General features: G+C 68.7%; 18 protein-coding genes. 7 read left to right on the plus strand and 11 right to left on the minus strand.

All coding sequences use genetic code 11. From position 1 onward, the window contains the following. Window positions 1-180: 180 nt before the first annotated feature. The 3 genes from EXE41_RS04310 to EXE41_RS04320 all read left to right on the plus strand — a co-directional run bounded on the left by EXE41_RS04310 (window position 181) and on the right by EXE41_RS04320 (window position 2,266). A complete protein-coding gene (locus EXE41_RS04310; RefSeq protein WP_049930326.1) occupies window positions 181-711 on the plus strand; it encodes a DUF5817 domain-containing protein in 531 nt (176 codons plus the stop codon). A gap of 65 nt (window positions 712-776) precedes the next feature. Then, window positions 777-1,796 (plus strand): PGF-CTERM sorting domain-containing protein, encoded by a 1,020-nt coding sequence (locus EXE41_RS04315; protein WP_086220236.1) that lies wholly within the window; start codon window positions 777-779, stop codon window positions 1,794-1,796. Next, window positions 1,793-2,266, plus strand: a complete 474-nt coding sequence (locus EXE41_RS04320; RefSeq protein WP_137690374.1) for a hypothetical protein — start codon at window positions 1,793-1,795, stop codon at window positions 2,264-2,266. Before EXE41_RS04315 ends, EXE41_RS04320 begins: the two co-directional genes overlap by 4 nt. A 39-nt stretch (window positions 2,267-2,305) precedes the next feature. Here EXE41_RS04320 and EXE41_RS04325 read toward each other — a convergent pair whose 3' ends face one another. Both EXE41_RS04325 and EXE41_RS04330 read right to left on the minus strand, forming a co-directional pair. Continuing rightward, complete coding sequence (locus tag EXE41_RS04325) at window positions 2,306-2,695, minus strand: hypothetical protein (protein ID WP_049930320.1); 390 nt, start codon at window positions 2,693-2,695, stop codon at window positions 2,306-2,308. 118 nt (window positions 2,696-2,813) lie between these two features. Further along, on the minus strand, window positions 2,814-3,653 hold the full coding sequence (locus EXE41_RS04330) for a cytochrome B (RefSeq protein WP_086216850.1): 840 nt from the start codon (window positions 3,651-3,653) through the stop codon (window positions 2,814-2,816). A gap of 243 nt (window positions 3,654-3,896) precedes the next feature. On the opposite strand from EXE41_RS04330, the gene ppc reads away from it, so the two are divergent. Then, window positions 3,897-6,599, plus strand: a complete 2,703-nt coding sequence (gene ppc / locus EXE41_RS04335; protein WP_137690375.1) for a phosphoenolpyruvate carboxylase — start codon at window positions 3,897-3,899, stop codon at window positions 6,597-6,599. A gap of 14 nt (window positions 6,600-6,613) precedes the next feature. Here the strand turns inward: ppc and EXE41_RS04340 are convergent, their stop codons facing one another. From EXE41_RS04340 to EXE41_RS04360, 5 genes are all read right to left on the minus strand, one after another. After that, window positions 6,614-7,090 (minus strand): MOSC domain-containing protein, encoded by a 477-nt coding sequence (locus EXE41_RS04340; RefSeq protein WP_137690376.1) that lies wholly within the window; start codon window positions 7,088-7,090, stop codon window positions 6,614-6,616. A 258-nt stretch (window positions 7,091-7,348) separates the two neighbouring features. Next, window positions 7,349-7,804 carry a 30S ribosomal protein S19e gene (locus tag EXE41_RS04345; RefSeq protein WP_049930313.1) on the minus strand — a complete coding sequence of 152 codons (456 nt, stop codon included), beginning with the start codon at window positions 7,802-7,804 and terminating at the stop codon, window positions 7,349-7,351. A 136-nt stretch (window positions 7,805-7,940) separates the two neighbouring features. Continuing rightward, on the minus strand, window positions 7,941-9,284 hold the full coding sequence (gene hmgB / locus EXE41_RS04350; protein WP_137690377.1) for a hydroxymethylglutaryl-CoA synthase: 1,344 nt from the start codon (window positions 9,282-9,284) through the stop codon (window positions 7,941-7,943). 104 nt (window positions 9,285-9,388) lie between these two features. Continuing rightward, complete coding sequence (locus EXE41_RS04355) at window positions 9,389-10,567, minus strand: hypothetical protein (protein WP_137690378.1); 1,179 nt, start codon at window positions 10,565-10,567, stop codon at window positions 9,389-9,391. 95 nt (window positions 10,568-10,662) lie between these two features. Continuing rightward, the gene (locus tag EXE41_RS04360) at window positions 10,663-10,857 is read right to left on the minus strand and encodes a hypothetical protein (protein ID WP_137690379.1); all 195 of its coding nucleotides are present in this window, start codon (window positions 10,855-10,857) and stop codon (window positions 10,663-10,665) included. A 185-nt stretch (window positions 10,858-11,042) separates the two neighbouring features. Here EXE41_RS04360 and EXE41_RS04365 point away from each other — a divergent pair, with 185 nt between their 5' ends. Next, window positions 11,043-11,768: a nucleoside phosphorylase gene (locus EXE41_RS04365; RefSeq protein WP_137690380.1), complete on the plus strand. Its 726-nt coding sequence runs from the start codon at window positions 11,043-11,045 to the stop codon at window positions 11,766-11,768. Between the two features lie 27 nt (window positions 11,769-11,795). On the opposite strand, the gene EXE41_RS04370 is transcribed toward EXE41_RS04365, so the two are convergent. Continuing rightward, entirely contained in the window at window positions 11,796-12,242 is a 447-nt protein-coding gene (locus EXE41_RS04370) for a UPF0179 family protein (RefSeq protein WP_049930303.1), read from the minus strand. 136 nt (window positions 12,243-12,378) lie between these two features. Between EXE41_RS04370 and tmcA the strand changes: the two genes are divergently transcribed. Next, complete coding sequence (gene tmcA, locus EXE41_RS04375; RefSeq protein WP_137690440.1) at window positions 12,379-14,709, plus strand: tRNA(Met) cytidine acetyltransferase TmcA; 2,331 nt, start codon at window positions 12,379-12,381, stop codon at window positions 14,707-14,709. 361 nt (window positions 14,710-15,070) lie between these two features. On the opposite strand, the gene EXE41_RS04380 is transcribed toward tmcA, so the two are convergent. Together EXE41_RS04380 and EXE41_RS04385 are read right to left on the minus strand one after the other, a co-directional pair. Continuing rightward, complete coding sequence (locus EXE41_RS04380) at window positions 15,071-15,400, minus strand: ferredoxin family protein (protein ID WP_086216421.1); 330 nt, start codon at window positions 15,398-15,400, stop codon at window positions 15,071-15,073. 102 nt (window positions 15,401-15,502) lie between these two features. Next, window positions 15,503-17,275, minus strand: a complete 1,773-nt coding sequence (locus EXE41_RS04385; protein WP_137690381.1) for a glutamate--tRNA ligase — start codon at window positions 17,273-17,275, stop codon at window positions 15,503-15,505. A gap of 431 nt (window positions 17,276-17,706) precedes the next feature. Between EXE41_RS04385 and EXE41_RS04390 the strand changes: the two genes are divergently transcribed. After that, window positions 17,707-17,946, plus strand: coding sequence for a hypothetical protein (locus EXE41_RS04390; protein WP_080508553.1), 240 nt, complete (start codon window positions 17,707-17,709; stop codon window positions 17,944-17,946). Between the two features lie 32 nt (window positions 17,947-17,978). Here EXE41_RS04390 and EXE41_RS04395 read toward each other — a convergent pair whose 3' ends face one another. Then, window positions 17,979-19,220, minus strand: coding sequence for an RNA-guided endonuclease TnpB family protein (locus tag EXE41_RS04395; protein ID WP_137690382.1), 1,242 nt, complete (start codon window positions 19,218-19,220; stop codon window positions 17,979-17,981). Window position 19,221: the final 1 nt, after the last annotated feature.

A 19,221-nucleotide genomic window follows, 5' to 3' on the forward strand; every position in this document is an offset into this window, starting at 1 on the left:
GCGCCTCACACCTCCCCAGCCTCGTCGCTCGCTTCGCTCGCGACTCCCTCGCGCGTGCTCCTCGCGGCCGCCGGAGGCGGCCACTCGGAGGCACGCGCCACGGCATCGTGTTGGGTTGTTGAGGGCCCGGCCGCGTCTCGGAGCCGAGGGTTCAACTTCGGGGCCGGCGAACCCCGTCGCATGTACGCGGTCGTCGGCTGTAACGAGTGCGCCAACATGTGGCTGGTCACGGACCCGGAGACGAGCGAGACGGCGAAGTGCTCGCGGTGCGGCAAGACCCACCGGACCGCCAAGCTCAAGCGCTTCTTCGAGTCCGAGGAGCGCGCGGCGGCCCGCCAGGCGCGGTCCGCGCTGCTCGCCAAGAAGCGCGGCGACAGCGCGGCGTTCGCCGAGGTGGACCACGTCGCCGACCTCGAGGCCGCCGTCGAGGACGCCGGCATCGGCGACCGCGAGTACCTCGAGTCGTCGGGCATCGACGCCGACGCCGTCGACGAGGCCGCCTCGCGCGCCGAGGGCGGCGGGGGCGGCTCCCGGAGCCGCACCGAGGTCGTCCGGGACGCGGTCGACGCCCTCGACGACCCGACAGAGGCGGCCGTCGTGGATCGCGCCGCGGCCGACGGCGTCCCCGCCGACGCGGCCCGCGAGATCCTGACCCGCCTCGCGCACCGCGGCGAACTCACCGAGTCGAACGGGCGGTATCGCCTCCTCTGAGCTCGGTTCCAAGCGCAGACGCCGACTGGACAAAGCACTTATATGACGCTCGTGAGGGGTCGCGTATGGACACCCGCACGGCCCTCCTGGCGGCGGCCGCCGCCCTCCTCGTCGCAAGCGCGGTCGGCGCCGTCGCCGTCCCCGGCGCGATCACCGACCCGCGGGAGACGAACGAGCCGCCCGGCCGGATCGACGTCGCCGGCGCGACCGTCGCGCCCGGCGAGGTGCGCGGCGAGACCGCCGAGCTCCGGCTCGGCACCGACCTCCGCCACCGCGGCTCGACGGTCGAGAACGTCACGGTCCGCCACCGCGCGATTGGCAGCGAGTCCGGCCTCCTCGTCGACGAGACCACGGTCGACGTGGGCGACGTCGACTTCGAGGGGGAGCAAACGGTCAACGGCACGGTCGACGTCGAGCGCGAGGGGGGCTACCGCATCGAGACGGTCGTCTTCGCGGACGGCCAGCGCCGCGAGGAACAGACCACTCGCGTCGGCGGCGTCGCAGCGCTCACGCCCGACTACGCGGACACGAGGGTCGGCTTCACCGACGGGACGGTCTGGCCGACGGTCGCCGTGAGCGTCACCGAGGCCGACAACGAGACGGCGACGCTGTCGGCGTCGATTTCCGTGACGAACCGCGGCGACGAGCCGAGCGACGACGTCGACCTCCGGCTCTACCTCCGGCAGGCGGAGTCGAACGTGATCGCCGGGGAGGCGACGGAGACCGTCGGCACCGTCCGCCCCGGTCGCACCGACACCGTGACGGCGACCGTCGAGGTGCCGAACGGCTACAACTACTACGTCGACGCCGCGCTGTTCGACGACGACGTGCTCGTCGACGAGACGCAGGGCGTCGCGAACCTGAACCCGCAGGAGACCCTCTCCGCGAACGAGACGGTCCGCGACGTGCAGTTCACCGTCGAGGACTTCGAGCGCGGCGAGGGGGGCGTCGGCGGCGACAGTGCCGGTGACGACGGAGCGACGCGAGACGGCGGCGCCAGCGGCGACGCGACGCCCGGTTTCGGCCCGCTCGTCGCGCTCGTCGCGCTCGTCGTCACGGCGCTGCTCGCACGGAGGCGACGATGACTGACGAACCGTCGCGTGCTGATGCGACCGACGAACCGCCACGTGACGGCCCGAGCGACGACCGCGCGACTGCCGACGGCGACCGCACCCGCGACCCACCACAGCCAATGACAGACGACACCGACGCGACCGACCGCACGGAAACGGGTCCCGACCGGACGGACCCGGAAGAGACCGACACGGACTACTGGACGGAGCCGGCCGGCTCCAGCGGCTTCGGCCGCCTCTCGACCGACGACCTCCGCGGGCTGCTCGACCGCGTCGGGCTGGCAGTGCTGTCGCTGCTCGCGGTCGTGGCTGGCTGGGGGTTCTACAGCCAGTCCGGCAACGCGATCCGCACGTGGTTCGATCCGGCCTACCAGTCCGTGGCGCTCGCGGTGTTCAACCTCGCGGTCCTGCTCGTCGCGCTCGCGGGCGTGGCCCACCAGCTCCGTCGGATCCGCTCGGCGGAGTCCGGCGGGTCCGAGTAGACCGGCGCCGGAGACAGCCGGCGACGACGAGCCGGCCCGCTACTCATCGGGGATCTGCTCGGTGTCCGTCGGGATTTGTTCCACCTGCCCCGCGAGCGTCGCAGCGTCGCCGGCGACGGTGGAGGGCTCGACGCCGGCCTCGCCCGCGACCAGCCTGACGTGTGCGGCGAGCAGCGCGAGCGCGCGGAGTCCCGCCCCCTCCGGGTCGTCGTCGGTGCGCTGGGCGAACGTGGTGTCGACCTCGCCGTCGCGGACGACGCCGACGTGGACCGCGTCGATGTCGTCGCCGTCGAGCAGGTCGCGGGCGCGGGCCAGTTCTGCCTCGAAGTCGTCGCTCGCGGGGGCGTCCGCACCGCCGGCGGCCGCGGATCGGTCGTCGTCGCCGGCGGCCTTGGAGACGGACTCGTCGGAAGCGGGGTCGTCGCTCATGTCATTCCCTCGGACGAGCGAGGTGAAAAGCGCGGCGACGACTTACACGAGACGTCCGAGGGACGAGCGGAGAAGAGGGCGGAGCCGCGACAGGGCGGGGTTACTCCTCGGGCTGGGATTACTCGTCGGGACGGGGACGCGCGATGAACAGCGCCTCCTCGATGGTGAACGGGTCGTACGTCGACTGGTGGCAGACGCAGTACGAGCCGTCGGCGGCGTCGTAGCGGGCCGACTCCTCTAGCTCCTTGTAGCCCGGAATACAGCAGAAGTGGGTACAGACGTTGAGGTACGCCATGAACCCCTGATCGGTCGAGGCCTGGAGCCACTCGTCGTTCTGGGCCGCCTCCTCGATCTCCGGCGAGCGGATCACGATCGCGTTGAGGTTCGTGTCGGAGTCCTCGGAGCGCCACGTGGTCATCGCCGGCTTGCCGACGCCGTCGCTGCCGATTCCGTTCCCCCACTCCTCGTAGTCGTCGAAGTCGTCGATGTGGATCCGGTCGCCGCCCGAGTAGGTGTTCGACTGCCAGTCGTACGGCGGGCCGCTCGCGGCGCGGAACAGGTTGTCGGACTCGAAGTTCGGCTGGACGTTCTCCTGCGACTCGACGCCGCAGTACTGGAACCACGCGCCGGAGTAGGTCGTCCCGCCGAGATCCTCCTGTGCGACCTCGATCTCCTGTCCCTCCTGGGTGATGGTCGTCGTCTCGGGCCAGATGCCCTCAATGTACCCGTCATCGTTGACCTGAACGGGGATCTGCGGGAGCCCGCGGGGCGCCGGACCGCCGGTCTGCGCGATGGTCTTCGCGACCGTCGACCCGCCGCCGACGCCGCCGGCGGTCGTCAGGGTGTTCACGGTCGCCGACCCCATCGCGCCGACCCCAGCGAGGGCCGCGCCGCCGACGACGCCCTTCACGAAGCGTCGCCGCCCGGACTCAGACGGATACTTATCGGACGCACTCATGCTCGCTACTGAGGTTGGATCGGTAAAAAGGGTGACGAACCCTCCACAGCGGCGAGAATCGGAGCCATTCCGGGTCGACGGCGACGCTTCGGAACCGGGCCGCGCCCGGGACCGACAAGTCGCCGCCGCCATCGCCTCCGGCCGGGGTCGGCAAGGAACGTTCGTGATCGAATTTACTCGGAACCGGGGCAAGCATTCGTCTAGCCCACGGATTTAACCGATCCCGACCGAACTGTCTGTGGTATGAAGTTGTATAATCGGGACGTGCGGACGGACGTTCGAGAACTCGGGGCGCTGGTGGGAGACGTCCTGGCCGCACAGGCGTCGACGGACGCGTACGAGACGGTCGAGACGCTGCGGAACGCGGCGATCGATTACCGGCGGGGAGACGCCGCGGACCGGGCCGCCCTCCACGAGGCGGTCGCCGACCTCTCGACGACACGCGAGGAGGTCGTCGCCCGCGCGTTCACGACGTACTTCGAGCTCATCAACCTCGCCGAGGAGCGCGAGCGCGTCCGCGCGGTCCGGAACGCCGACGACGGGACCGCCCTCCACGACTCCTTCGACGCGACGATAGCCGAGTTCGCCGAGGCCGGCGTCGACGCAGACGAACTGGAGGAGCTGCTCGCCGACGTGCTCATCGAGCCGACGTTCACCGCTCACCCCACGGAGGCCCGGCGGTCGACCGTGAAGTCCAAGCTCCGCTCGATCGCGAACCACCTCGGCGAGCTCGACGAGCGCAACCTCACCGACCGCGAGCGGCGCGCCGTCTGGCGCGACGTCACCGCCGAGGTAACCAGCCTGTGGGGCACCCGACAGGTTCGCCAGCGGGCCCCCGAGCCGGAAGACGAGGCGCGCAACGTCCAGTGGTACCTCGAGAACACGCTGTTCGACGTCGTCGGTGACGCCTACGAGGAGTTCGAGGAGACCATCTCGAAGGAGTACGACGACGTCGACTGCCCCAAGCTCTTCGAGTTCCGCTCGTGGGCGGGCTCCGACCGCGACGGCAACCCGTTCGTCACGCCCGAGGTGACCGACGAGACGCTCGAACGCCAGCGCGAGGTCGCCGTCGAGAAGTACCGAGACCGCTGTAAGCGGCTCTCCGCGGTGCTGAGCCAAGACGGCGACCGGTACGCCGACGGCGACGCGCTCGCGGAGTCGCTCGCGGCCGACGCCGAGCGGTTCCCGACCGTCGTCGAGGAGGCGCGCGAGCGGTACCCCGACGAGCCGTACCGGCAGAAGCTCCGGCTGATGCGCGAGCGCCTCGACCGCGTCAACGACGTCCGGCCGGGCGAGTACCCCGACGGCGACGCGTTCCTTGACGACCTCGACGTGATCGCCGAGTCGCTCCGCGAGGACGGACAGGAGTCGGTGCTGGAGTCGTTCGTCGAGCCGTTCCGCCGGCAGGTCGACACGTTCGGGCTCACGCTGGCGTCGCTCGACCTGCGCGACCACCGCGAGAACCACACCGAGGCCGTCGCCGAGGCGGTCGCGGCCGAGGGCGTCGACTACGCCGAGATGGACGAAGACGAGCGCGTCGACTTCCTCACCGAGGCGATCCTCCAAGAGGACCCGGTCGTCGACGTCGACGAACCCGGCGACGTCTCCGAGACGACGGAGCGCGTCCTCCGCCGGTTCGCGTCGTTCGCGGGCTGGCAGGACGAGTACGGCCAGCAGGCGATAGACACCTACTGTATCTCGATGACGGAAGAACCCAGCCACGTGCTGGAGGTGCTCTTCCTGGCCGACCAGGTCGGCGTCGTCTCCTTACCCGACCACTGCGCGGTCGACGTCGTCCCGCTGCTCGAGACCGAATCGGCGCTCAACGGGGCCGAACGCATCCTCGGTACCCTCTTCGAGAACGAGGCGTACGCGGCCGCGCTGAAGGCACGCGACGAGGTCCAAGAGGTCATGCTCGGCTACTCCGACTCCAACAAGGAGAACGGGTTCCTCGCCGCGAACTGGGACCTCTACGAGAACCAGCGCCGGATCGCCCGGTTCTGCCGCGAGGAGGAGGTCACCCTCCGGCTGTTCCACGGCCGCGGCGGCTCCATCTCGCGCGGCGGCGGCCCGATGAACGAGGCGCTGACCGCGCTCCCGAACGAGACCGTCACCGGACAGGTGAAGTTCACCGAGCAGGGGGAGGCGATCGCCGAGAAGTACGCCAACCCGCGGATCGCCGAGCGCGAGCTCGAACAGATGCTGGACGCACAGATCCGCGCCCGGAAAGAGGCGAACGAGGAGCCGGTCGAGAACGTCCCGGACCGCTGGGTGGAGGCGATGGAGGTCATGGCGCCCGCCGCCCGGGAGACGTACCGGGAACTGCTGAACAGCGACGGATTCGTCTCCTACTTCGAGCAGGCGACGCCGATCAGCGTCGTCGAGGACCTCAACCTCGGCTCCCGGCCCGCCTCCCGCTCCGGCGAGCGCAGCGTCGAGGACCTCCGCGCGATCCCGTGGGTGTTCTCGTGGACCCAGACGCGGCTCATCCTCCCCGGCTGGTACGCGATCGCCTCGGGGATCGACGCCTACCTCGACGAGGTCGGCGAGGAGGAGGGGCTGGAGACGCTCCGCGAGATGTTCGACGAGTGGCCGTTCTTCCGGACCACGCTCGACAACGCCTCGCTGGCGCTCGCGCGCACTGAGCCGGAAATCGCCGCCGAGTACGCCGACCTCGCCGACGACGAGCTCCGCGAGCGCTTCTTCCCCGAACTCGTCGACGAGTACGAGCGCGGCCGCGAGCTAGTGTTGTCGATCAGCGGCCGCGACCAGCTGCTCCGCCGCGAGTGGCTCGAAGAGAGCCTCAACCGCCGGAACCCCTACGTCGACCCCCTGAACCTCCTCCAGGCGAACCTGCTCGGACGCACCCACCGCACCGACGAGGAGGAGCGCACCCTGCGGCTCACCGTCAACGGCATCGCCGCCGGGATGAAGAACACCGGATAACTCGGGGTCGGTCGCTACCAGACGACCTCGTCGCCGACCGCTACCGTTCCCGACTCCACGATGCGGGCGTCGAGCCCGCCGCGACCGTCGAGCGCGGTCACCGCGTCGGACTCCTCCGCGAGATCGGCCATGTAGCCGCAGGGCTCGCAGCGACCCGTCCCCTCGACGGTCGCTTCGCCGACCCGGAACCGCTCGCCGACGAGTTCCCTGAGGTCGACACCACGCGTCGTGACGTTGCGCCGGTGCGCGCCCGCCTCTAGGTCGACGCCGTGTTCGGCGGCCGCGGCCGCAAGCGTCTCGGCCTCAATCAGCGTGATGTCGCTCGGCTCCAACTCCGACTGCTCGTTGTAGATCCCGTCGCCGTCGAAGTAGCGGTCGCCGCGGAGCCCGCGGTCCGCGACCGCCTCGACCGCCTCCCGGGGCTCCGGGTCGCCGCCCGTCCCAGAGGCGACGTGAATTCGTTCGACCGTGCCGACGCGTGACTCCGTCATGCGCGACTCACGGCGGCACTCCGAGACGCGGGATCAAGAAGGTAGCGGGGGAGCGACCGAAGGAGAGCGTCCGAGGAGAAGAAGGCCGACGCGTATGTGTCGAGTTACCCGATCTCAGATTTTGTATAGCGGTATTCGATTTACAACGTGCGCAACGGGCGAACTCGCGAGACGAAGCAACCGCTTGCGAGGCGCGTGCGATGTGACCGAGAAAGCAGTCGCTACGGCGGTAAAGCGGCCAGAAACAGAGATATCGGTTTACGCGTAGCGTTCGAGTTCCGGACGGTCGAGGTCCTCGAAGACCTCGGTCGCGACCTCGGAGAGGAACGCCTCGCCCTCGTCGGAGAGGCGGCGACCCTCGCCGGAGGCGGTCGTGACGAGCCCGTCCTCTTCGAGCGCCTGGAGCGACGAACGGATGAGCTTACGCGAGCCCCCCTCGTGCTCGCCGGGGCGGACGATGTAGCGATTGGAGCCGCGCTTCTTCGAGCCGTACTCGGTCGCGAGCCGCTCGATGCCGATCGGCTCGTTCTGCGCGACCTTTCGCAGGAGGCTCGCGGAGCGGACGTACCAGAAGTCGTCCTGCTCCGGCGGGAGCTCCTTGCCCGCGCCGCTTTTGGCGAACTCGACCCAGTCGGGCTCTTCGATCCGGTCCTCGAGGCGGGCGGCGACGGCCTCGATGAGGTCGTCGGCCGGCACGTCGTAGATGGTCACCATTGAGTGTCAATTCACGCCAGCGTCGTTTAAAAGCATCGTATCGCGAACGACCCGTGTGAGCCGTTTTCACGGGATTGCGGGCCGCTGCGGATGACTCACGGTTCGGTGAGCCTGCCGGTCAGCGGCGGTCGCGGCGCTACTCGGCGTACTCGTACTGGCGCTCGTTCATCCGCCCCCAGCCGGTGAAGACGAACTCCCCATCGGGCTGCGTGAACTCCTCGACCTCGCGCCCGAGGTCGGCGTCGTACTCGTGGACGTCGTGGACGTCCTCGTACTCCTCCCACGTCAGGTCGTAGCGGGCGTCGAGCTGGTCGTCGATGTCGAGCCGCTCGATCTCGGCGCGCCACCCCTCTCGGATCGTCTCGGCGTGGATCTCGGCCTGCGCGCCCGAGCCGTAGGAAGCGACGAGCAGTGTGTCGCCGACGAACTCGCGGTCGCGGGTCAGGGCGTCTCGGAGGGCGCTCACGCGGGCGATGTGGACCGAACTGGTGTACCAGTTGCCGACCTCGCGAGAGAGGCCGAGCGTCGGCTCGACTGCCGTGTCGTACCACGTCTGGTACTGCTCGGTGGTCTTTAGCTCGTCCATGTACCCGCGGATCGCCTCCTCGTAGGCCTCCCGGTCGTCGTACTCGCCCTCGCGGGGCTGGCGGCCGATCTCGTCGGCCAGCGCGTCCTCGTGGGCTGTATCGCGGATGACGTGACGGTAGGCGAGGAGCGCCGCCTTCCGGACCATGCCGGGGAACGGCGTGTGGAACGGCGCGTACGCGAAGTCTTCCAGCTCGATGTCGTCCGTGACGGACTCGTAGTCTTCGAGGGCCTCGCGCATCCGGGAGAGGTACACCTGGACCGACCGCTTCCCGTCGACGCTGGGGAACTGCTGGTTCGGCTTGAGGAAGTCAGTCTCGTCCTTCGAGCCGTACCCCTGGTCCGTCGAGAGTTCGACGACCGAGGGGTCCTCGTCGATCAGCATCGCGACGGCGCCGGCGCCCTGCGTCGCCTCGCCGGGGTCACCGCGAGCGTACAGCGCCGTGTCCGTGGTGATGACGAGCGCGGGGCGGTCGCGGTTCCGGCCGGCGCGGATCCAGTTGTACGCGTCGTCAATGGCCTGCGTTCCGGCGAGGCAGGCGAACTTGCGCTCGCCCTTGTTGGCGTGGGTGAAGTCGCCGTCGTACACCTGTTCGAGGCAGCCGGCGATATACGTCGACACGGGCTTCGAGTGGTCGAACGCCGACTCGGTGGCGACGTCGATCCGGCCGACGTCCTCGGGTTCGAGCCCCTTCCGGTCCATCAGCCCCTTCGCGGCGTTCGCGCCCATCGTGACGATGTCCTCGTACACGTCGGGGAACGAGGAGTTAGTGAGCCCGAGCCCCTTCGTGTACTTCTCGGGGTCGTCGCCCTTCTCCGGCGCGAACGTCCCCGGCAGGTCGAGTTTGAGCTTCCCGGTCCAGATCTCGATGCCGTCGATCCCGACTGCGGTCATACACGGTCGTTCATGCGGCCGGCATATGGCTTTGTCGATGAGAAGTACGTTGATTGTGGAATAAATATCTAAACAAAGTAATCAACCAGCAGACAGGTCAGCGATTATGCGGATGAAACCGTACAGGTGAAGCCACTTTTATTAAGGAATTCGTTATTTTTAATATCGGCAGTACACTCCTCAGTGCCCCCTGGACCCTCCACCGTGGCAGAGACGTCTTTCTTACCATTCCCAATATCGAGAGACGCTGATCCAGACCGTACAGTACTAGTTGTAGATTCAGCACCCGCAACAAATGTAATCTGATCAAACGGTCCCTCTATTGACCAGGTGAACTCAAAATTCCGGTTGGACTTTGGTTTTGATGAATTCGCAGTCAGAGTATTAAATGTTGGTTTGGTATCGACATTATTATCACTGCTGCTTTCGCTACCTCTGACCGGACCAACGTTATTTTTCGCCGTCTCCCCAGTCGGCTCCGACTGAATGCCGACCGAATTTACGGTAACGTTGTCCGGGCTATCGGCCTGAAGCAACAGCGCCGACACCTCGCTTGACGAAGGGTAAGCGGAGTCGTTCATGCCCTGATACGTGATAGAGCCGTTCTCGATCGACTCATTCCAGTAGCTATCTCCACTTCCCAATCGTGTCGGGATTCGGATATCAAGCGTCCCGTTCAATTCCGACAGGTTGGTGGCGTTGGTCGTCGGGTATATTTCCACGGCGACCCTCCGAGTACCGGACGCGCTGAAATCGTTCTGGACGGCTGTCAGCCTGAGCGTGTCGTTGTCAACCAAGATGTTCTGGTCTTCGATGATCACCGCAGGACGGTTCGAGTTCGTCTCATCGAGGTAGAGAACGGAATTATCGTACCACGTCGATCCCGATTCTATCTCGTTGTACCGCGGCCGGTATTCGATGAATCGCGTGGAGACGTTCACCGTGGTGTCGGAATCATCGGTGATCGTGATGGGGTACGCGTCGCTTGTCCGTAGCGTTCCCGCCGGATCAGGTGGGTTAGTCGTGAACGTCCTAGTCCGGTAGCTCGTCCCAAGTTTCACGTCAACGAACTGCGGACGCTCGGAACTCCCGGCCGATGAGATCCCGTTCCTGAGCTCAACGAGGTCGTTTTGTACCTCCTCAAAGTGCTCGAATTCCGTTTGTCCGTTCTCCTGTGGCACCACCTGGACCTGATACAGCGAGAGCGCAACGATCAGGAACCCGAACAGGATCACCGTCCCGACCACGACCGACTGGCCCCGACGGTCGCGACTGAATCGCATTGTGCGGTGTCGACGCCGAGCGGGTATAAAAGCCTCCGTCGACCTCTCAGTCGCGATACTCGGGCGAGTTCGATCGGGGCCGGAACCGAGCGAGATCAGTCGCCGCCCGCTCGCCGCTCCGTCAGCCACGCCGACGCGGCGGCCACGACGCCCGCGAACCCGCCGAGCAGCACCGCCTGCGTCCAGTTGAAGCCGAGCAGGGTCCCGGCGACGAGTGTGACGAGGACGAACGCGACCGTGAGCGCGGCGATGGTCGATCCGAGGTCGGCCGAGGCGTCCGCGTCGGACATACCGGAGCCTGACGGCGTCGGGCGATAAAACGGCCGATTCGCCGCGTCGATCGGGACGGTCGAAGCGCGCTGGGCCGCCGTTCGACGGCGTCTGTAAAGCACATAGCGCGATATTAAATCCGGATCGGCACGCTTCCCGTCCGCCGACCGGTCGGTTTTTGCGCGCGGCGCCTGTCCCCGCTCGTATGGCGAAACAGCCGCACCTGCTTGTCGAGGAGGGCGACGTCCACGAGATCGCGGTCATCCCCGGGGACCCCGGCCGCGTCGACCGGATCGCCGACCTCTGTGACGACAGCGAGGTCGTCGCGCAGAACCGCGAATACAAGATCGTCAACGCGACCTACGACGGGGTCGACCTCACAATCTGCTCGACCGGGATCGGCTGCCCGTCGGCCGCCATCGCCGTAGAGGAGCTCTCGCGGGTCGGCGTGGAGACGTTCGTCCGGTGTGGCACCTGCGGCGCGCTCCAGCCGGAGATGGAGGTCGGCGACATGGTCGTCGCGACGGGCGCGGCCAAGGAGGAGGGGACGAGCAAGCGGTACGAGTCGGCGAACTACCCGGCGGTCCCGGACTACGACGTACTCACCGGCTTGGTCGATGCGGCCGAGGACAACGACGAGGAGATCCACGTCGGCCCCATCGTCTCGGACGACACGTTCTACAACGAGGACGACGAGTACGTCGAGGACTGGAACGACGCGAACCTGCTCGCAATCGAGATGGAGGCGGCGACTGTCTTCTCGCTCGCGCGGCGCAAGGGGCTCGCGGCGGGCGCCATCTGTACGGTGGACGGCAACCTCGTCGCGGGCACGCAGAAGGGGGCAGACTCCGACGACGAACTACCGGAGAAGGCGAAGGACAACGTCGAGCGCGCGATCCGGATCACGCTGAACGCGATCACCTCGCTGTAAGCGAAGCGAGCGGCCCCGCGGCCGGACTCACTCCTCCGCGCGGAACTCCACGAGCGTCAGGTCGCGGTCGAGCGCGCACGTCTCGTGCGGGGGGTCGCCGAGCACCTGATCGATGACGCGCTCCTCGTCGAAGTCGGCGCCGTCGGGGACGCAGTAGCCGTGGCTCGGGCACTCGGTGTGCGGGCAGGGACCGGCGAGCGACGCCTTGCTCCCGGCGTACGCGCGCTTCGACGGGACGTTCGCCGGGACCGACGCGGGCTCGACCTCGACCGCGCGGACGCCCGCGTCGTGGACGGCGCAGTCGAGCGTCTGGGCGTTCTCGCGGATGTCTGTCACCCGGTACCGCTTCCCCTCGGTGAGGTTGAGACACTGGCCGCGGTAGGGACACCCTTCGCAGCCGGCCGATTCCCCTTCGTAGACGAACTCGCGGCCCACGTCCGCGAGCCGAGTCCCGATGAGCGTGACCGTGGTCATGCCAGGAGCGACGCGCCGCGCGGCCGTAAGCCTCCCGCCTTTGCCGGCGTCGCCGGAGCGTCGTGAACGAGCAACTCGCCTCGGCGACGCGCGGAGGGGAAGACACATGACCGCGCCTCGGCAACCACGAGCGGAGATGATCGCGGGAGTCGCGCGCGAACTGCGCGCCGAGGCCGAGCGGACGAACGAGCGGCGCGTCCTCGTGCTGGCGGGCGACCGCGACCGGGGAACCGACGCCGCCTACGACGCGATAGTGTCCCTCGGCGTCGACGACGAGGCGGTCTCGCTCGTCTCGACCCGGGAGGGATTCCGGTTCGAGGAACACCGCCCGCGGAGCGCCGACGAGCTGCTCGGACGCACCCGCGAGGCGGTCGTCCTCGACTGCCACGAGCGGTTCGTCCCCAACGCGCTCGGCCGCGCGGTCGGCGCGGTCGACGGCGGGGGGCTCCTGATCCTGCTGACGCCCCCGCTCGACGACTGGCCGGCGGTCCGGGACCGCTTCGACGACTCGCTCGCGGTCCCCCCGTACGGCGTCGGGGACGTGACGGGACGGTTCCGCGAGCGCCTCGCGTCGACGCTCCGGACGCATCCCGGCGTTGCGGTGGTCGCGCTCGGCGACCGGCCGGAGCGCGACGCCCTCGAACGGGACGGGCTCACCGGCGAGCAGGCCGCCGAGCGCGACGGCCCGAGCGCTCGTCGCGCTCCGAGCGCGCCGCCGGGCGCGACGTTCCCCGCGGCCGCGTACGACGCCTGCCGCACCGCCGACCAGTCGCGGGCGCTGCGGGCGTTCGAAGCGCTCGCCGAGCCCGGCGCCGCCGTCGTGGTCGAGTCCGACCGGGGGCGCGGGAAGTCGAGCGCGGCCGGGCTGGCGGCCGGCGCGCTCGCGCTCGGCGGCGCCGACGTGCTCGTCACCGCGCCCGCGTTCCGGAACGCCGCCGAGGTGTTCGCGCGGGCCCGAGAGCTGATCGGAACCGAGACAGACGGAGGGTGCGGCGAAGCCGACCGCAACGACCGCGGGGGCGACGCGGACGAGCGCGACCTCCGAACGCCGGCCGGCGGTCGCGTCCGGTTCATGTCGCCCGCGGCGGCCGCGGCGGACGCCGACGGGGCGGACGCGGTGATCGTCGACGAGGCGGCGGCGCTCCCGGTGCGCCTGCTGGAGGGGTTCCTCGACGTGCCCGCGGTCGCGTTCTGTACGACGGTCCACGGCTACGAGGGGGCGGGCCGCGGGTTCGCGGTCCGGTTCCGGGAGCGGCTGGTCGGCTCGCGGTTCGCGGTCCGGGACGTGCGGCTCGACGAGCCGATCCGGTACGCGCGGAACGACCCGGTGGAGGCGTGGGCGTCGCGGGCGCTCCTGTTGGACGCTCGCCCGGCGGTCGACGACGCGGTCGCGGACGCGTCGGCCGACGACACGACGTATCGGGCGCTCGACCCGGAGGAACTGCGCGCGGACGAGACGCTGCTCGGCGAGGCGTTCGGGCTGCTCGTCACCGCACACTACCGGACGGAGCCGAACGACCTCGCGCGGCTGCTCGACGCGCCGAACCTCGTCGCGCGCGCGCTCGTCGCGGACGACCGGGTCGTCGCGGTCGCGCTCCTCGCGCGGGAGGGCGGCCTCGACGCCGAGACGCGGCGGCGGATGTACGAGGGCGAGCGCGTCCGCGGCAACATGGTGCCGGACGTACTCACGAGCCAACTCCGCGACGAGGACGCCGCTACTCCGCGCGGCCTGCGAACGGTCCGGATCGCGACCCACCACGCGCTCCGGGACGCCGGCTTCGGCTCGCGGCTGCTCGACGAGGTCCACGCGGAGTTCGGGGGGGGAGTGGCGGGCGACGGCGAAGCGACTCACGACGACGGAGAGCCGGTCGACTACTTCTCGGTCGGCTACGGCGCGACGCCGCGCCTGCTCCGCTTCTGGAAGCGCGCGGGATACCGGATCGGCCACCTCTCGACGAGCCGCAACGACGCCTCGGGGGAGCACTCCGCGATCATGCTGCGCCCGGAGACCGCGGCCGGGCGCGACCTGCTCGCCCGCCACGCGGTCGCCTTCCGGGACCGCGAGCGCGACGGGCTCTCCGACGCGCACCGCGACGTCGACCCGGACGTGATCCGCGGCGCGCTGGGTGCGTGTTCCGCCTCCGTCCCGGTCGATCTCACCGAGACCGAGTGGCGCTCCGTCGTCGGGGCGTCGGTCGGGCCGGGGATGTACGACAGCGCGCCCGGCGCGTTCCGCGACCTCGCGCTCGCGGCGCTGGTCGAGGGGGCCGACCTCGACGACCGGGCGGAGCGCCTGCTCGTTCGGAAGGTCCTCCAAGGCCGGCCGTGGGAGGAAGTCGCCGACGACCTCGGCTTCGCCTCGACGAGCGCGTGTATGCGGGCGCTCGGCGACGCCTACACCCCCCTCGTGGAGCGGTACGGGACCGACTTCGCGCTCGCGGAGCGGGAGCGGTTCACCGGCGAATGAGCGGATCGGCTACGGCCGCTTGCTAACAGGTCTGCGGTGGCGCGTGCCTCCGAACGCCCGTAGGGCGTGAGGAGCACGCGCGAGGGACACGGTTCGCGCTCGGAGAGCGCGAACCGCGGGGCTGGGGAGGCGTGAGGTACCGTGCTGTGCGGTCGAGGCGGCACTCAAAGGGGCAGTCGCGAGGCGGACGCAGGCGACGCAAGCACCGCAGGAGCGAACGAAGTGAGCGACGAGGAGCGCAGCGAGCGTGTATCCGCCTCGCGACTGGGGCTTTGGAGAGGTTCGTCGGCGATCCGCTGTTGACCATTTATGAAAGAACAACTCGGCACACAGAGACCGCCACCACAACGAGAACGACTACTTATAATCGGTTCTCGCGTCCGGGGTCGACATCGATCGCGTCGACCGGACAGACGTCAACGCAGAGCATACAGTCGATACACTGGTCCTCGTCCGCTGGGTTCGCCTTCCGCTCGGACTCGGGGTGGCCGGGTGTGTCCGTCCACTCGAACACGTCGACCGGGCAGTCCTCCAGACACGCGCCGTCCGCGAGACAGATGTCGAAGTCGACCGCGACGTGGGTGCCGCGGATCCCCTGTTTCTCCGGCGGCTCGACGGGCCCCCACACGGCGACGCCGTCCTCCTCGCCGACCCGCTCGCGGTTCGCTTCGAAGTTCGAGTCGATGGCCATCGTTGCCCTCGCTTCGCCGGTCGCGGGTTTAAATTCCCCGACGAACGGATTCGGTCGACCGAGCGCAGCGCCGCCGGGCGGCCGGACATCGCCGACCTCGGCCTACGGGTGCGCGTAGTACGCTAGCAGGTCCTCGGTTCCGTTCGGGCCGTCCTCCTCGTCGGTCGCCTCGGGGTCGAACCCGTCGATCCGGGCGAAGCCGACGCGCACGAACTGGACGACCGTGTCGGGGTCGACGTCGGCGAGCGCGGGTTCGGCGATCCCGCGCACGTCGCCGTCGACGGTCCGGAGGAGCGTGTCGAGGCCCTCCTCAGCGGGCGCCCAGTGGACCACGTCCACGTCCCCCTCGCGGACGACCTCGATGCCGTCGTCGACGAAGGCGAGCTCGTCGCCCTCGTACCGGACGCAGCCGTACCCCTTGAGCCAGACGCGCTCGCCCTCGCTCGGGAGGTCGGGGGACTCGACGAGGACCCGGCCGGCGGGCACCTCGCGGTCGCCACGGTCCTCGTGGTCGGGGTGGAGCGGCGGATGGCCGGCCGCGGGCGCGGGCGCGTCGCCGTTGACGACCGGGAGCGCCACGGCGGGCGCGTCGTCGCGGTCGCGGACGAAGAAGTAGCGGTCCGCCTCGTCGTCGACGAGGTCGCGGTTATGCGCGTAGACGGACGACATCGCGAGGTCGACGTCGGAGGTCGACATCCCCAGCTCCGTCATCGAGTCGACCAAGGCCTGCCCCCGGAGCCCGCGACGGCGCATCGACCGAATGGTCGGGGCGCGCGGGTCGTCCCAGCCCGTCAGCTCGCCGTCCGCGATGAGCCCCTTGATCGTCGAGGTGGAGAGCGTCACGTCGTACTCGTCGACCTGGACGTGGCCCCAGTGGAGCACCTCGGGGTACTCCCAGTCGAAGTAGTCGTAGACGAACCGCTGGCGCTTCGCGGAGTCCTGGAGGTCGATGCCGCGGATGATGTGGGTGACGCCAGTGAGGTGGTCGTCGACGCCGGACTGGAAGTCGAGCATGGGCCAGCAGCGGTAGTCGGCGGCCGCCTCGCGCGGGTGGGGCGTGTCGATCATCCGGAAGGCGACCCAGTCGCGCAGCGCGGGGTTCTTGTGCTCGATGTCGGTCTTCACGCGGAGGACCATCTCTCCCGAGCCGTACTCGCCGTCGACCATGGCCGCGAACTCCTCGCGGACCGTCTCGGCGTCCTTCTCGCGGTGCGGGCACGCCTCGCCCGCGTTCTTCAGCTCGGAGAAGTCGTCGCCGGAGCACGAGCAGGTGTACGCGCCGCCGGCGTCGATCAGGTCGCGGGCGTGCTCGTAGTACGTCTCCAGCCGGTCGGAGGCGTAGAGCACGCGGTCGGGCTCGAAGCCGAGGTACTTGATGTCGTCCAGGATGGCGTCGTACGCGTCTAAGTCGGGGCGTTTCGTCTCCGGGTCGGTGTCGTCGAACCGGCAGATGAACTCGCCGTCGTAGCGCTCCTTGTACGTCCCGATGACGGCAGGCATCCGCGCGTGGCCGACGTGCCACGGGCCGTTGGGGTTCGGCGCGGCGCGCATCACGACCTCGCCGTCCTCGGCGTTCGGGAGATCGGGGAGGACGCGGTCGTCGTCCTCGTCGTCGGCCTCCAGCTCCGCGAGCTTATCGGGGGCGAGTTCGCCGAGCCGCTCCCGGCGGGCCGCCTCGTCCATCTCGCCGACCTCCTCGACGACCGGCGCGAGGACGCCCGGGATCTCGTCGCCGTGCGGGCGGAACTCGGGGTTCTCGCCCATGATCGGCCCCATGATCGCGCCCACGTCCGGGTCGCTGCCGTGTTTGAGCGCGTTGAAAAGCGCCGCGGCCTCGCCGGCCGCCGCGACGCGCTCGCGGAGTTCGTCGTCCATGCCGCTCGCTTGTCGGGGTCGGGTCAAAAACGCCGCGAAACGGCGGGGAGGGGCGAGTCCCGGAGCGGAGCGGGCGACGCGGGGCGCGGGCGGCGTCGCCGCGGCGCCCGTCGCACCGGAACGGCGGGTAGGGGCACTCGACACGAGCCGCCGAACGGTCTTAAACGACCCAGACCGTTCACGGCGGAGAGAGCCCAGAGACGGCGTGAACGGTCGAGAGTCTTTTGCCCGTGCGGGACCGAACGCACCGATCGACCGTCGACGTGGGCACGTCCGACGGACGGTCCGGGGCGACGATAGTTCCGCGGTCGCTCCGGCGGCACCGAACTCGGACGAACGGGTTCGGTTCGTCGCCTTGATGTTCGCCGGGGACGTGGTGGGCGCATGAGCGTCGCGCCGGGAGTCGTCGGAACACAGATGAGGGGATCGCGGTGGTAGGACCCATCTCCGAGTCCGAACGGGACGCGGGGAACCGGAAGATCAGGATCGCGTTGCTCGCGATTGTCACGGCCTCGCCGCCGCTCCTCGCCCTCCAGTTGGACCCGTCGCCTCTCCAGTTGCTCGCCGCGCTCGGCGGCGGCTTCCTCGTCGGGCTGGTCGTCGTGTGGTACCTCGGTCGGCTCGCCGCGGAGTTCAGCGGGAGCGGGCGACGGCCCCGGCGGCGTCGCTGAATCGATAGACCGCGCCGGTGAACTACCCTACCCTACTCGCTCACGGCTGACGCCGTTCGCTCCTTGAGGGTAGGGCTTCCTGCTTCCACGACGCGCTTTGCAGACACAGGCGTATCCACAGGGAGCGCAGTCTCCACAGGCGTTGATTCGGAGTGTCCCACTCCTACATCTTGTAGACCGCGAGAAAGGATGTTCCACGCCGCGTTCGCGTCTCTGTCCGCCTCAACCCCGCAAGCGGGACAGGAATGTTCACGGACCCACAACGGCTTTTCCGTCGAAACGCCGCACGACGCGCACTCCTTGGTCGTCCCTCTCGGGTTGACCGCCAGGAAGTGCGTCCCCGCTCGCTCACACTTGTATTCGAGCAACGAGAGGAACTTCCGCCACGCGGCAGACGCCGTGTTGCGGCTGTTCGACGGCGACTCCATCATTCCCTTCACGTTCAGGTCTTCGACCGCCACGAGGTCGTACTCCCGAGCATAGTAGTTCGAGAGTTTGTGTAAGAAGTCACGGCGCTTCCGTCGGAGATCGGCGTGACACTCCGCGACTCGTCGCCGTTGCTTCTCGTAGTTATTCGACCCATGCTGTTTGCGTGAGAGTTTCCGTTGCTCGCGTTCCAAGCGTTCGCGCTCGTTGGAAAGGTCGAGTGACCCGACAGCCGTACCGTCGGTGTCATGGACGTACTTGAGAATCCCCACGTCGATACCGACGCACTTCTCGGGATTCTCAGGTGGTTTGGGCGGTTCACGGTCCATTTGGACGCCGAAGGTGGCGAACCACTCGCCCGTCGGTTCCTTCTTGACCGTGACCTGTTTGAGCTTCGCGTCGTCGGGGATGGCGCGGTGAAGCCGAATCGGGATGTCCGCGAGTTTCGAGAGAGACAGGACAGTCTGACCGCCCTTCTTGTCGAGCTTGAAGCCAGACTGACTGTACGTGAAACTGCGGAACTCCCGTGGCGGCTTCCACTTGAGTTGGCCGACACCGTAGCCGTTCTTCTTGAGCGCCGAGAGTCCTTTGAGGTTGTCGAACAGGCGTTCCACGACGGTTTGGAGAACTTTCGAGTACACGTCCGAGAGGCCGTCCCACCACCTCTTGAGGTCGGGGATTTCCGACCGTAGCGCGGTCATGGACGGCAGTTCGCCGTGTTCGTCTTGGTACTCGTTGAGGCGGTAGAGCGTGTGGTTGTAGAGTTGCCTACAAATGTCTCGGTGGCGGTCCAACTCCTCACGGTGGGCATCGGACGGCTTGAGACGGTACTTGTAGGCGTAGTACATT

This window comes from Halorubrum sp. SD690R (assembly GCF_005435035.1).
GTDB classification, from domain to species: Archaea; Halobacteriota; Halobacteria; order Halobacteriales; family Haloferacaceae; genus Halorubrum; species Halorubrum ezzemoulense.